Genomic DNA, 13,876 nt, shown 5'->3' on the forward strand with positions numbered 1-13,876 from the left:
GCCTAATCGAAAAATTACAGTTCAGAACCGTTAGAAGCAATCACTTTCTTATACCAGTCGAAAGAGGCTTTTTTCTTACGATCCAGGTTACCGACACCATTATTATCTTTATCTACATAGATAAAGCCGTAACGTTTTTCCATTTCACCGGTTGACGCACTCACCAGGTCAATACAACCCCACGGCGTATAACCCCACAGCTCCACACCATCTTTCACTGCTTCACCCATCTGCTCGATGTGCGCTTTCAGGTAGTTGATCCGGTAGCTGTCATTGATAGAACCGTCTTCTTCAACAGTATCAAAAGCGCCCAGACCATTTTCAACCACCATCAGAGGCACTTCATAGCGGGAGTAGATATCATTAAGTGTTACGCGCAAACCAATCGGGTCAATCTGCCAGCCCCAGTCAGACGCTTCCAGATATGGGTTTTTCACGCCCCCCATCAGGTTACCGGAACCTGTTTCATTGGCCGGGTCAGCGGACACACAGTTAGACATATAGTAGCTGAACGTATAGTAATCAACCGTACCTTCAGCCAGGGTCTCAACGTCACCCTCTTCCATTTTCACTTCGATGTTGTTTTCTTCGAAGTAGCGTTTTGCATAGTAAGGATATTTACCACGAACCTGAATATCACCGCAGAAGTAGTTGTGCATTTTCACATGTTCCTGCGCAAGCAGGACATCTTCCGGATTACAGGTGAACGGGTATGTTGTCAGGAACGCAATCATACAGCCAATCTTAAAATCCGGATTAATGTCATGTCCCAGCTTCACCGCTTTGGCACTGGCGACAAACTGGTGATGCAGAGCCTGGAAGCGCAACTGCGGATCATCAACCTGATTTACAAAGTCAGTCGTACCATCATTCAGAATACCCAGACCAAGGTAATTACCCAGCGGCATAGTACCGATATTGATTTCATTGAAAGTGAGCCAGTACTTCACTTTACCGTTAAAGCGCTTAAACAGCGTTTCAGCATAACGAGTGTAACAATCAACGACAGCACGGCCTGCCCAGCCATTGTATTCCTGAGTAAGGCCAAACGGTAATTCATAGTGAGAAATGGTAACCAGTGGTTCGATGTCATATTTCTTCAGTTCATCAATCACATTTTCATAAAATTGCAGGCCAGCTTCGTTTGGTTCAAGCTCCATGCCGGTCGGGAAAATACGGGTCCAGTTGATTGAAAAGCGGAAGGTTTTAAAGCCCATTTCAGCAAACAGGGCAATATCTTCTTTAAAGCGGTGATAGAAATCGATCGCCTCGTGGGAAGGATAATGAACGCCCTCTTCGATGGCACGGGTAATACGACGTGAAACAGTATGGGTTCCCCCACTTAACATATCACTCGTACTCGGACCTTTGCCGTCAACGTCCCACGCTCCTTCGAACTGGTTTGCAGCGGTCGCTCCGCCCCATAAAAAGCCTTCAGGGAAAACTGTATTACTCATTATCTTTCTCCGGTCATTCTGGTTAGAAACAATATTCCACATAAAACAGCCAGATCATCGACCTGCCGGTTTGAATGTGAACACTTTAACCATACTCTACACCACCAATGAAACCGGTTACAATTAATTTTTAAAAAATTTGACCAGGGTATGATTGTATACGCCGGTTTTAAGAATGCACCCCTTTCTTACTTTGCTTCCATCTTCTCAGCCACCTGAACGGAGCTTAAGCCTCTGTTGCTGACAACTTATATTCAACCTGATTGATGGCCTTTCGGTAGAACAGATAAGCCGACATTCCCGCCAGTATATTACCGCACAGTGCACCAACAAACAGACCGACTAACCCGTGCCATTGCGCTCCGAGCCAGACACACGGCAGAAAGAATGCAAACAGACGCAGTGCCGATATCGTCAGTCCAATGTAGGATTTACCCAAAGCGTTCGATACTGATACCATGATCATACAGATACCAAGCAACCCAAGACTAAAAGGCACTACCGTTAAGTGTTTATAGAGAATGGCCCTCACTTCGGGCTCACTACTCATAAGTTCAACCAGAGGAGTCGCCAATAAGAAAGTGAGTATGGCAATAACCAGCTGAAAACCAAATACAAATTTTACAGCAATGCCTACCAGCGTCCGGATATCAGCCGTGCGTTTTTCACCCATCAGTCGACCAATCATGGGTGGCATTGACATCGTCAGTGCCAGAACAGCAACAATAGAGAAAAATTCAAATCGCGAACCCAGCGCCCAGGCGGCTACGGCTGCCGAACCAAAACCAGCCACCAGCTTAGTGGCAATAGTTGAAGACAGCGGCGGAAGCAACTGACTCAGCGTTGCCGGCCCCATAATGTGAGCAATTTCAGACAGGCTGTGGCGAATGTCCAGATCTTCCCATTTGAACAGCATCCAGTGTTTGGAGGAGACCTTAGTGACGACATACAAAGCCCCCACTGTAAATGCGATGCTCGTAGCAATCGCAGCCCCATTGATGCCAAAGCCAAAGGTAAAAATAAACAGTGGATCCAAGGCCAGGTTGAGCAGGCTGGTGACAATCATCATCGTCCCCGGCAGCATGGTGTTTCCGTTCGCCCGGCATAAGCAGTACAGCAGATACAACACGGCACCAATCCACGAACTTAACAGCCATAAAGGCCAGTACTGATCGATGATTGGATTGACTGTCTCCGGAGCGCCTAACAAAGAAAGGATGGTATGCCTGAGTACATAAATCAGAACGCCGAACGATGCCAGACTTATCGTCCCTATCGCGATAATCAGCCCTCCCAGTTGCTTGGCATAACGGTTTTTACCCGCACCAATTGCTTTGGAGATCACTGCTGTAGATGCAATACCCAGGCCGACCTGGAGGCCGATAATGAGCATTTGCATAGGCATGGTAAACCCCTGTACCGCTAACGGCAGCACACCTAACTGACCAATAAAAGCACTGTCTATCAGTTGAAAGCTCATCAGAGAAAGGACGCCGAACAGCATTGGCCAGGTCATTTTGTACAACTGCAGTCCGGGTGACATTGTTTGGTTATTTTGCATATATACGGCTCAGGTTATCAGCTTCTGATGACGTCATCTCACCAGTCTGTAATCAGGAAAGCAGAGCATATTACCTTTACTGATACCCATGACACAACCATACCTGTCGTTTAATCTGAGTAGACTCCTGCTTTACTTTTATCTCATCAGTCAAATTAGCACCTATGCCCGGATAATCTACATCTGACTTATGTGAGACTATTCATTTAGTCGCTCACAGTTCTATTACTAGGCCATTTCAGGTCTGACAAAGCGCCCCCTGGCTTTTTCGACCTCTTCCCTTAACACACACTCTTCCGCATGATCATTAATAAGTCCCATCGCTTGCATAAAAGCATAAACCGTTGTGGGCCCCACAAACTTCCACCCCGCCTTTTTTAACGCTTTAGACAATGCCTTAGAGGTTTCAGATGTAGAAGCGGTTTGAGGTTTAGCCAATTCGTCTTCATCGGGTTCATAGCTCCAGAAAAAAGCGGCAAGAGAACCATATTGAGCCACCATGTCTCTGGCACATTTTGCGTTATTAATCACCGCATCTATCTTCCCACGGTGGCGTACGATCCCCTTATCGGCTAGCAGACGCTCAATATCGTCGTCCGTGAATTGAGCTACTTCATTAAAATCAAAACCATGAAATGCGGCCCGGAAATTTTCTCTTTTGGACAGAATCGTTCGCCAGCTCAGGCCAGACTGAAAGCTTTCAAGGCAAAATTTCTCAAATAACCGGATATCATCATCGACCGGGTATCCCCATTCTTTATCGTGATACTCAAAGAATTCAGGCGCAGCGGAACACCAGCCACACCGAGGTCTCCCATCAGGTCCTTTTACCGTTGAACTCATTTTTACACCTCCATCTTATGATTAAGAAACGTATGGTTGAGAAAAACGGCAATCACGGGTTGAAGGTATTGGCGTTATCTGCATGTTTTCACCATTAATGCACTACACGTTGCTGTTTTCTGAACTATTAAAGGAATACATTCGAATTTCATCCCGCGGAAACCAGCCTGTTTTTTCGTAAAATCCTTGCGCCTTTACATTGTCGCTGTAGACAAACAAGTGCGTTTTGGAAATCCCCATAACAGCCAGAGCGGCAACGGACTTTTCCACCAGGTTATGACCTATTTTCTGTCCCCGATACTTTGGTGAAACCGCTAAATGCTGCAAATACCCTCTACGACCATCGGTTCCGACCAGAACGGCCCCAACAATGTCATTATTATCCAGAGCCACAAAACTTAGGCCCTGATTTCTATTGAGGTAGTTTTCGATACTTTCTTTTGAGTCTGCATCCCGCAGAGACAGGCTTTCTGTCTGACTCCACAAACTGATCACCGATTCATAGTCGGAAATGTCCATTGTTCTGATTGTTATCACTTAAATATCCTTAATTCACATCAAACCTATACAGCCAAGAGATTTTAAGCCAGCAGTCAGGCAGGTACGCACCGGCCGGTACTGAGGTAATGTACCCAGTCTTCTCTTCCCCGCTGCTTAGCTGCATACACCGCCTGATCAACATCGTACCCCACTTTGTGGAATTCAATCGCCCAACGATTATCTGCACTCTGCTGCAAGGTGACATAAGATGCTCTGGATGAATGATTCTGCATTGAATGAACCAGAGGCTCTTCGTCAGTGTATGCCTGCAACCCGACACTTCCCGGATTAATGATTAATTGTCCCGTCGATAACTCAACGCATCTTGGTATGTGTGTATGACCACAAAGCACAATCGGTGAAGAAACTCCGTTTAACAGCCTGATTATTTCGCTGTCAGCACGAACCGCTGGTCCGCCGGTATGGATATCTTCTAGCAAATACACCAGATCATCATCCGGAGTACCGTGACAGGCATAAATGTCAGGAGTGATCTGTGCATCAAATGGCAGCTGTTTCATCCACTCCAGAGGTGGCTCTCCAAGAGAGCCTAAGATGAATTTCATCGTTGGGTTTGAATCTATTTCATCTTGTGTAGCTTCATAAATTTGCCGGTCCTGATTTCCTGAAATCGTTACAGCTTCCAGTTCAAGCAGGTAGTCATAAGTCTCTCTTGGAGCAATAGGGCCATAGAGTATGTCACCAAGATTAACAAACGTTGTTACACCTTTTGCTTTTGCATCATTAACAACAGCCTTAAGTGCAAATATATTGCTATGAATGTCAGATAAGACGGCTATTTTCTCCAATGACTTCTCCTTGTGCTTCTTATCTCGCGTCGTCTGTTTTTCTCTGGTTAGATAACCCTATCCGAATGCATTGTGTACTCCTGATGCCCTGAGTGCTCATCGGCTTGTTCGCTCACCACAGTAAAACCCTGAGATAAGTAAAAATTAATACTTGCTTCATTTTCTTTATAAACAGACAGTGTCAGGGGTGCTCTTTGCTCTTTTGCATGCTGTATCAGTTGCTTACCAATACCTTGTCCCTGATATTCGGGTGTAACAAAAATCGCCGCTAAGTTACTTTCATACAACGCATAAAACCCCACGATGTTTCCTTCCTGTTCATATACATAAACTTCCGAAGCAGGAATGTAAATGTTGCGCATATTCTTAACCTGAGATTCCCAGAACTCAGGCGCAACAAAGTCATGAGCTTCTACCGAGGCCACCAGCCAGATAGTAAGCACAGATTCAATGTCGCTTTCCCTGTATTTTCTAATCATTATCAATTAACGCCATTCATAATGGATAAACGTTTTTAAGACGTTCTTGTGGAGTGAGTAATGAAAGATACTGGTAAAAAATCTTGCTGTTCTTTTTTTTATTCGTATCCCGATACCTGGTAATGGACAAATCAACCTTAGAAGGCATCAACGACGTGCTACCAATTATTCAGGCTCATGCTACCATGTATTTTAATACTCAAAATGAATCATATGAAGCTCAGGAATAAGGGCTATAAAACATCATAGCCCTGGGGAAGTGTTTGCTGGTGCGTATTTTATGTCAGTAACCAATAAGTCAGTGGCTGCCAACAATAAGGCTGTTCACTGATAAGCTGGATATTCGTTGCATCTTCCGGCGTAAATACCCGGGCAGACAGAACGTATTCGCCATCGTTAATAAATATTTCCAGAGAAGACGAATCGGCCAACACTTGTAGTTCAACATCCTGACCATTTTCCCACAGAATTTCACGGACCAATTCCCCATCCGAAGGCAGGGTCCGACTGCGATCAAGCAATATTCGTTGGTTATCCGCATCAAGAATAAAGTCACAATAGTACTTGCCGTTATCCATCAGTCTTAGGGTCACAGCACCAGTTTCCGGCCAGCTAAAACGGGTATGCAGCTCAAAGCTTTTAGACGCCACATCCACCACTTGTTTCATGACTGGTCCGGTGAATTCAACCTGATGCTGGTCTCCACGCATTGCCTGCAATTCACGCGCAGGATTTTGGTACAGCCTGCCGTTCTTCCAGTGAAGCTCTCGTATACAGGTTAGCTGATGCATCCAGTTATCCTGCAAACTCGGTTGATCGATTTCGTCCGGCATCCCCATCCAGCCTATCAGCAATCGACGGCCATCTGCAGCAGCAGCTGTTTGTGGTGCGTAGAAGTCAAAACCGTGATCAAGCTCCTTAAACCCTTCAAGCGATAGCTGATCATTCTCATCCAGTGTTGCCTGCGCATAGCCGCAATGGTGAGGAATATTATGAAATTCACTCTCCGATGGTATGCCCTGAGGACAAAAGTTACTGATAAGCTGACCATCGACCTGATACAGATCCGGGCATTCCCACATATAGCCAAAATCACCCATCTTGTCACCAGACAGACCGACATAGGACCAATTATACAAATCATCAGAGCGGTACATGGCGAGCCGTCCCTGAAGCTTACCGTCTGGGTTTTCTTTCTGAGCCCCCAGTAGCATAAGCCAGTGGTCACCATTACGCACCACCTTTGGATCACGACAATGTGGTGTAACACCCGGTGGCAGTTCCTTAATGACCGGGCCCGATTTAGTGAAATGAATTCCATCCGTTGAGGTGGCAATGCACTGCGTGGTCATACGGTCACGATCTTCACCAACCCGCACATTGCCGGTATAGAACAACACCAGCTCTTTTTCAGTTGATATAGCATGCCCCGAATATACGCCGTGACAGTCAAACCAGTCTGACGGATACAGTGCGACCGGCTTTTCGTGCCAGTTCACCAGATCGGTACTGGTGTAATGCACCCAATAACGATTTTTATCTCCGGGAATAAGCGGATCTAAACCATAGAAGAGATGGTATTCCCCCTGATGAAAGATAAAGCCATTGGGATCATTAATCAGGCCTTGCTGTGGAGCATGATGCCACTTAGGGCGAAAAGCTGACCGGGCAGGAAGTAAAATATCGGAAATCAGCTTGTGCTGGTTACTCTCTATAACTTGTCCGATACGATGCCATTCCTGCTCTGTTAGCGGTTCGTCAGGGTGCCAGCTAAGTTGGGACAGGGATGAGCTAAATGACCATTCTTCAGCCTCTGCAGTCAATTTTTCCGAATTCACTAACTCGAACACGACACTTTCTTCAACCCGCAATATTCTGCGTATATTCTCTTTACCACCACAAGCCGCAATCAATTTATCCAGCATCATCATACCTGTAAAAGCCTTCGTCTTAACATTAAAATCGGGAACGTTTGCAATTCTTTACCACATAGATAAACGTTGCAAATAACAGTCAATTAATCTGTGAGAGCTATCAACATGTAATTGTTAGGGAGAGCCAGAGAGGCCCCCTTGATTGAGTAAAAATAGCGACGCATAGACTCCGACAGCGTTAAGCACCCGGAGTAATGCTTCAAGACGAGAAATCAATTGATCAGGGCTGTATTACAAGCATCAATAACTCGTTCTACAGTTAAGCCAAACAGATTGAACAATTCATCGGCCTGAGCAGATTCCCCGAAGCTGTTCATACCAATAATACGGCCGTCTAAGCCAACATATTTGTACCAGTAATCTGCAATACCCGCTTCAATAGCAACACGAGCCGTGACAATTAGACATTACAAAGCGGTCACGGTTGGCCCATTCCGGATTCTGCGGGTTATGGTTCATGTGGCTGCGCCAAAGCACTTCGGCAATATCTGCCATCCCCATTGGTGCTCCCGGGTGACCAGAATTGGCTTTTTGTACACCGTCCATGCTGAGTACCCGGATAGCATTTGCCAATGTCCTACGTGAAATAGATTCTATTGTCATATAAAAATACTCTTTTAATAAAAATTCTCAAATTCTTTGATAGGTAGTTTCCCACGCAATAATAGAAAATTAAGGAAACGGCTTGTCGAAGTTGAAATTATTTTTTCTTCATTTACCTGATGCTTTTTAAGCAAATCAACGGAAAGATGAAGACGAGAAATCTCTTCACAAAAATGTGCATCAGAACCTGTTGTAAAATAAACACCAATTTTATTACCTATTTCGACAATTCTATCGCACCTTGCATCACTCCCCTTCCGACTCTTTCCTGACAGGGAGGTATTATTAACTTCAACCGCTATATTATTATCTTTGGCACATTTGAGTACCTGCTCCATATCAAATGGGAAGTTTGGATTCCCTAAATGACCAAGAACATCAATTCGCCCACTTTTAATAACATTAATAAGAGCGGCTGTGTGTTCTGCCTCTGAAGCTGGTTTAAATACTGGTTCGTGAAAGCTGGCGATAACCCAATCCAGATGTTGGTCTGACGAAGAAGGGAGATCGATCTCTCCCTTTACATTGAGTATATTAGCTTCTACGCCCCTTAAAATGCCTACACCATGCAAAAAGCGGGGCAAAATTCTTTGATTATTGAAATACCAGTAGTGGGGAGCCCCTGGCATTTCCGGAGCATGGTCTGTTATACAAAGAAGTTTTAGCCCCTTATTCTTCGCTGCAAGCGCATTCTCCTGAATAGTGCTAAATGCATGTCCGCTTGCAATAGAATGCGTGTGGGTGTCAATAACAATATCCATTGAGCCCTCCTAGAGAAATAAACTAATTAATTTCAAATGATCCGTCTTTGTTGAGGAATAGGTTTAAGTCAGCTCTAATTGAATGATTAAGTACCTTTTCAACATTTACCGCATCGGATTTTTTATAAAAATCCAAAGCATCTTCCGGAGAGCTTCCGCCACGAATTTTTCTGTCAACTAACCTCTCTTGTAGAAATTCAGTTTTAGTATCAACAAATATTGTAAAATCAGCTAGATGACAAAGGCCTTCCCATACTGGTTCTTTAAGTAAAAGATAATTCCCTTCCACTACAACAATATTCTTATCAACTGATATAGCGTCATCGACAGGGTCATGGATATTTCTATCGTAATAAGGCCATTTAGGGCTATTGTCTTTTAACTGCTTAAGCTTTCTGATTAACTCAGATAAATTAAAGGTTTCAAACGCGCCTTTAATACTTCTTAATGGAATAGTTTTACCATCACGTATTATACTACTCTCATCTAATAATTCATTTGGATAATGAAAACCATCAAATGGTAATACCTGCAATGGTTCAATATTTTTATCCTTCTCAGATAAATACTCCCAGAATGCGGCAAGTGTTGATTTTCCGCTTCCCGGAGGAGCACAGAGAAAAATGATAATTCTCTCTTTTTTTTCCTGATAAAGGCGACTGAATTTCTCTACCAGTGGTTTATGTATTAATTCTATATCTTTCTTTGGAAATTCTGCTCGGACTTCGAATCCGCTGATATTTAAGTTCACTTTCATCGTGATGCCTTATTACGCGATCTCCTCTTCGATTCTTTTCAGCAGCATTTCACAAGATAGTTTCATGACTGTTTTGATAAGAGACTCATACCTCATCTGCGAAAAAGATTCGAAAGAAGAAAACCTCAATTGATCGATCGATTCTAAATAAAAGCTGTCTTGCTGTGAGCTGAGAATGGTTTGATGTTTAAGAAAGTCATAGATTGTTTCATCCCCAAATTCCAGCTTTTCTGGCTGCGACAATGTGTAGTCCAATACCTGGTTATACAGCCCAATATCGGCATAGGTTTGCAAAGAGATTTTGCCCATAGCTAACATTAACTTGGACACCACATCTGTCGTTACAAGTGGGCCTTCTTCCTTTAATAATGGCTCAACCGCATACTCTCTGACCAGTTCATCCTGAACAAATACATCTGGCAGCAAAGCCTTTAATTTGAGGTTTAATATTTTATTAGAAACCTGAAGAAATGAAGTAGCATTGTCGCACTCCTCCAGTTTATCCAGTAAATTTTCTATATGAGACAAACTCTTATAACCCCTTAATTATGTGGTAGCTAACAGGCTACCACATAAAGTCGTTGTAACTACACTGTCAAGCTCACGTCGTAAAACTCTAGCAACGCTTTTTCTGCATGTTCATTCCACACATAATTATGTCCTTTCAGTATTGCATCGAGCTCTGCAAAAAAAGGCTCATCTTCCGCAAGAGACATAAAATCATCAATAGCAGTCAGCGGAAGATCAATATGTGGATAGATCAGTTTCTTTCCGCCAGGAATCTCTAGCTGACTCAGAATGGTGTCCGGAGCCGCCTGAAGACCACCAACGTGCGTAATCATAAATGAAGGGTTTATTCGCCGTTCAGATGACAACTCTAGTGATTCGAGCATATCTCCTGTCGAGCCACCGGATGTACCGACAATATGGGTTGCTTCATAATGCACATTGTAGAAGTTGAATGGTACTTTAAATTGCTTATCCGTGGGTCCTGCAAAGAAGTTAAGGCATCCGTCATTACCAAGAAGGTCATCTGCCTGCTCAAGTACCTGTGAGACGGCAGCATAGACCATAACGTCATCATATCCTTTCCCATCATTTAGCGACTTTAGAAACTCCACTGGGTCTGCATGCTTTGCTGTATTTACATAATGAAGTTCGACACCGTTTTCCTTTGCGGCAGAGACCGGGATCAGGCTTTCTGCTCGCGCTAAACGCTCTTCATCTATGTCGGTTACCACGATCAGTTTTGGTTTTACAGGTCCGTTGACAGCATAGTCAATGGCTCCAATTCCCATCGGTCCGGCACATGCCAGTAGAGCAAGAGAGCCGTCTTCTTTGATGCCCATTTGGTGTTCATAAACATAGGGCGTTGTGTGGTAACTGGCATGGTATGCGCCAATGATACAACTCATCGGCTCTGCCAGTGACGCATCAGCAAAGTAGTGACCCTTGTATGGCAGAACACAACCCAGTTCGATGGCTATTTTAGGTATGATGGAATACGTGGCATTACCACCAAAAGTCTCATAGCTATAGCCTGCAGAGTAGCCTGATGGTAGCCCCATTGCAGGTTGCAGTACGAAGTAGTCACCGGCTTTAAACTGATCTTTCAGATTATCACCCACTTCCACAATAATCCCTGCATACTCGTGTCCGGTGATAACTGGTACCTCATCAATATTTTCCGGCACTCGCTTGTGGTTACTGCCTAGTAGTGCAGCCTTATATGTCGACAAACAGATACTGTTTGAAATGTTTTTAACCAATAGCTCATCACTTGTAATCTCAGGAAAATCAAATGTTCTAAGCTGAACATCTTTTTCTCCACAAATGACTGCCGCTGTAGTCTGAACCATGTTATTTCTCCTCTATGGGGCGAGTTCTCGCCCCATACTTCCTCATTTATGCCTGCTGTCCGATTGATGTGAAAAGGTCATCAAGTGCGGGGTCACTGATAAAGTTCTTTATTGTGACAACCGGTAGCCCTGTTGCCTTAACCGCTCTGTTTTTCAGGCTTTCATGCGTTACAACAACATCCGCCTCTGCAGGTACTTTTTCTATGGCGTAATTTTTCACCTCTACATCATAACCAGCCTGAGTCAGTTTTCGCTTAAAGGTTGAAGCCCCCATGGCACTGGATCCCATTCCGGCATCACATGCAAATGCAACAAACTTAATATTTCTGATCTCATTGCCTGATACTGAAGCGTCAGCCTTTGCGTTCGTAGTAGTAGTAGTAATTGCGCCTTCCGCTTTCATATCTTTCATATTGGTAACGGACTGCTCGAAATCACCTTCTTTATTTTTGCTCTTGGAGACTTTCAAAATGGCACTTGCGACTATAAATGAAGCGATTGTCGCTGTAGTTACACCTGCAATCGTCGCCAGGAAACCGCCCTTAGGAGTCAGCGCAAGGTACGCAAAGATAGAACCTGGACTAGGGCCAGCCACTAACCCGGCATCAAGCATATTGAACGTCATGATGCCTGTCGCGCCACCAGCTATCATGGCTAAAATCATGGATGGCTTCATCAGCACATACGGGAAATAAAGCTCGTGAATACCGCCTAAGAAGTGAATGATGATTGCACTTGGCGCTGAGCGTTTACTTAGGCCCTGACCGAACTTCGCGTAGGCAAGCAACATACCCAAACCAGGCCCCGGATTAGACGCTACCATGAAGAAAATTGACTTGCCTGTTTCTGACGCAGCCTGAAGTCCTAGCGGGTAGTAAATACCCTGGTCGATAGCATTATTCAGGAAAAGCACTTTTGCCGGTTCATTAATAATCGAAAGAAGAGGTAAGAAACCTGTGGCAACCAGGGCTTCAATACCTGATTTTACAAACAGGTTTGCCGCCGTTACGGATGGGCCCACAACTTCATACGCAAACAAGCACATGACCATACCCATAATCCCGAGAGAGAAGTTATTTACAACCATCTCAAACCCGGACGGGATTTTGTGCTGAATGCGCTTATCTACCTGAACAACTACCCAGGCACTGAGCGGTCCCATTAACATCGCACCGACAAACATAGGTATTTCGGCACCAACGATAACCCCCATCGTACCGATAGCACCCGCCACAGCACCACGCTTTTCACCAACAATATGACCGCCGGTATAACCAATCAAAAGTGGTAACAGATAAGTAATCATCGGCCCGACGATACTGCCAAACGCCTCATTTGGCATCCAGCCGGTTGGAATGAATAGAGCGGTAATAAAGCCCCACGCAATAAATGCGCCGATATTCGGTAAGACCATGGCGGTTAAATGCCCGCCAAAGGCCTGTACATTGGCTCTCATGTTATTTGTCACGTTATTTTCCTCTTAACAGGTTTTTATAATGTTCAGTACTTCTTCTTTTGAAGTTGCTGAGGTAAGGCTTTCAATATTGGTTTCATCTACAAGCACCTCACTAAGTGACTGGATAACTTGTATATGTGTATCAGAATCCTTTGCAGCTAGCGTTAATAGCACGTTGACGGGTCCAAGCTCTGAACCAAAATCAACAGCTTCACTAAATACATGTATACCTAAACCAGTCTTCAACACCCCGGTTTCCGGTCTGGCATGTGGCATTGCTATGCCAGGGCATAATACATAGTAAGGCCCATTTTCAATGGTCGACTGGATGATAGCGTCAGAGTAATCAGCGGTAACATAACCTTTCTCTTCAAGGTATCGGGTCGTTGTCTTTACGGCGTCTTGCCACCTTGTGTTACAATCAGTAACGACGTCGATTAGGTCATGGTCAACTAGGTCATATAGCATAGTGATATCTCGTGGTATTGATTTGTTGAAGCTATTATCGATAAGAACCTTAAAGGCGAGCAATTCACCCAAAAACGTGATAGACCTCAAAGAAAACATCAAGTCAACAATCAATTAACAACTCAATTCTCAAAATCCACATGAAAATTTCTTAATTATTTTGTTTTAATTACAATTCAATAGGAAATATTAGAGCTCAGTCAAAAATAACAAATCTATTTTTAATTTATTAAATTTGATATAGATCCGCTTATTGAGGTTGACGCAATAAAATATGTGATTTCCAGCTCGAATTGTCTTTTTGAAGCGGTAAGAAACCTGAGGATATGTAGTGATGTATGTCACCATT

General features: G+C 44.0%; 14 protein-coding genes and 1 pseudogene. All 15 read right to left on the reverse strand.

Annotation, left to right across the window (positions count from 1 at the left end; all coding sequences use genetic code 11):
• Positions 1-14: 14 nt before the first annotated feature.
• Positions 15-1,457: a glycoside hydrolase family 1 protein gene (locus DI392_RS15085; RefSeq protein WP_109320526.1), complete on the reverse strand. Its 1,443-nt coding sequence runs from the start codon at positions 1,455-1,457 to the stop codon at positions 15-17.
• 226 nt (positions 1,458-1,683) lie between these two features.
• Positions 1,684-3,018 (reverse strand): MATE family efflux transporter, encoded by a 1,335-nt coding sequence (locus DI392_RS15090; RefSeq protein WP_109320527.1) that lies wholly within the window; start codon positions 3,016-3,018, stop codon positions 1,684-1,686.
• A 228-nt stretch (positions 3,019-3,246) separates the two neighbouring features.
• Complete coding sequence (locus tag DI392_RS15095; RefSeq protein WP_109320528.1) at positions 3,247-3,861, reverse strand: DNA-3-methyladenine glycosylase I; 615 nt, start codon at positions 3,859-3,861, stop codon at positions 3,247-3,249.
• Positions 3,862-3,963: 102 nt separating this feature from the next.
• Positions 3,964-4,398 carry a GNAT family N-acetyltransferase gene (locus DI392_RS15100; protein ID WP_245884088.1) on the reverse strand — a complete coding sequence of 145 codons (435 nt, stop codon included), beginning with the start codon at positions 4,396-4,398 and terminating at the stop codon, positions 3,964-3,966.
• Between the two features lie 56 nt (positions 4,399-4,454).
• Positions 4,455-5,210: a metallophosphoesterase family protein gene (locus DI392_RS15105; RefSeq protein ID WP_109320530.1), complete on the reverse strand. Its 756-nt coding sequence runs from the start codon at positions 5,208-5,210 to the stop codon at positions 4,455-4,457.
• A gap of 47 nt (positions 5,211-5,257) precedes the next feature.
• Positions 5,258-5,689, reverse strand: a complete 432-nt coding sequence (locus tag DI392_RS15110; protein WP_109320531.1) for an N-acetyltransferase — start codon at positions 5,687-5,689, stop codon at positions 5,258-5,260.
• A 278-nt stretch (positions 5,690-5,967) separates the two neighbouring features.
• Positions 5,968-7,614, reverse strand: coding sequence for a glycoside hydrolase family 32 protein (locus DI392_RS15115; RefSeq protein ID WP_181388438.1), 1,647 nt, complete (start codon positions 7,612-7,614; stop codon positions 5,968-5,970).
• Between the two features lie 221 nt (positions 7,615-7,835).
• On the reverse strand, positions 7,836-8,024 hold the full coding sequence (locus DI392_RS20045; protein ID WP_425445700.1) for a transketolase-like TK C-terminal-containing protein: 189 nt from the start codon (positions 8,022-8,024) through the stop codon (positions 7,836-7,838).
• Positions 8,011-8,226 (reverse strand): annotated as a pseudogene (locus tag DI392_RS15125) (transketolase); the annotation flags it as partial. The gene DI392_RS20045 and the pseudogene DI392_RS15125, both read right to left, overlap by 14 nt.
• A gap of 14 nt (positions 8,227-8,240) precedes the next feature.
• A complete protein-coding gene (locus DI392_RS15130; protein WP_109320533.1) occupies positions 8,241-8,987 on the reverse strand; it encodes a phosphatase in 747 nt (248 codons plus the stop codon).
• 22 nt (positions 8,988-9,009) lie between these two features.
• Entirely contained in the window at positions 9,010-9,744 is a 735-nt protein-coding gene (locus DI392_RS15135; RefSeq protein ID WP_109320534.1) for a nucleoside/nucleotide kinase family protein, read from the reverse strand.
• A 12-nt stretch (positions 9,745-9,756) separates the two neighbouring features.
• Entirely contained in the window at positions 9,757-10,272 is a 516-nt protein-coding gene (locus tag DI392_RS15140) for an MltR family transcriptional regulator (RefSeq protein ID WP_109320535.1), read from the reverse strand.
• A 59-nt stretch (positions 10,273-10,331) separates the two neighbouring features.
• Positions 10,332-11,603 carry a zinc-binding dehydrogenase gene (locus DI392_RS15145; protein ID WP_109320536.1) on the reverse strand — a complete coding sequence of 424 codons (1,272 nt, stop codon included), beginning with the start codon at positions 11,601-11,603 and terminating at the stop codon, positions 10,332-10,334.
• A gap of 46 nt (positions 11,604-11,649) precedes the next feature.
• Entirely contained in the window at positions 11,650-13,071 is a 1,422-nt protein-coding gene (locus DI392_RS15150; protein ID WP_109320537.1) for a PTS mannitol transporter subunit IIBC, read from the reverse strand.
• 12 nt (positions 13,072-13,083) lie between these two features.
• The gene (locus DI392_RS15155) at positions 13,084-13,527 is read right to left on the reverse strand and encodes a PTS sugar transporter subunit IIA (RefSeq protein WP_109320677.1); all 444 of its coding nucleotides are present in this window, start codon (positions 13,525-13,527) and stop codon (positions 13,084-13,086) included.
• Positions 13,528-13,876 lie beyond the last annotated feature (349 nt).

It is taken from the genome of Vibrio albus (assembly GCF_003144035.1).
GTDB lineage: Bacteria > Pseudomonadota > Gammaproteobacteria > Enterobacterales > Vibrionaceae > Vibrio > Vibrio albus.

What these genes read in the sequence shown, in the direction of transcription:
- DI392_RS15130 (WP_109320533.1), bottom strand. Translation starts at nt 8,987, where the DNA reads ATGGATATTGTTATTGACACCCACACGCATTCTATTGCAAGCGGACAT.
- DI392_RS15155 (WP_109320677.1), bottom strand. Translation starts at nt 13,527, where the DNA reads ATGCTATATGACCTAGTTGACCATGACCTAATCGACGTCGTTACTGAT.
- DI392_RS15145 (WP_109320536.1), bottom strand. Translation starts at nt 11,603, where the DNA reads ATGGTTCAGACTACAGCGGCAGTCATTTGTGGAGAAAAAGATGTTCAG.
- DI392_RS15110 (WP_109320531.1), bottom strand. Translation starts at nt 5,689, where the DNA reads ATGATTAGAAAATACAGGGAAAGCGACATTGAATCTGTGCTTACTATC.
- DI392_RS15090 (WP_109320527.1), bottom strand. Translation starts at nt 3,018, where the DNA reads ATGCAAAATAACCAAACAATGTCACCCGGACTGCAGTTGTACAAAATG.
- DI392_RS15085 (WP_109320526.1), bottom strand. Translation starts at nt 1,457, where the DNA reads ATGAGTAATACAGTTTTCCCTGAAGGCTTTTTATGGGGCGGAGCGACC.
- DI392_RS15115 (WP_181388438.1), bottom strand. Translation starts at nt 7,614, where the DNA reads ATGCTGGATAAATTGATTGCGGCTTGTGGTGGTAAAGAGAATATACGC.
- DI392_RS15135 (WP_109320534.1), bottom strand. Translation starts at nt 9,744, where the DNA reads ATGAAAGTGAACTTAAATATCAGCGGATTCGAAGTCCGAGCAGAATTT.
- DI392_RS15095 (WP_109320528.1), bottom strand. Translation starts at nt 3,861, where the DNA reads ATGAGTTCAACGGTAAAAGGACCTGATGGGAGACCTCGGTGTGGCTGG.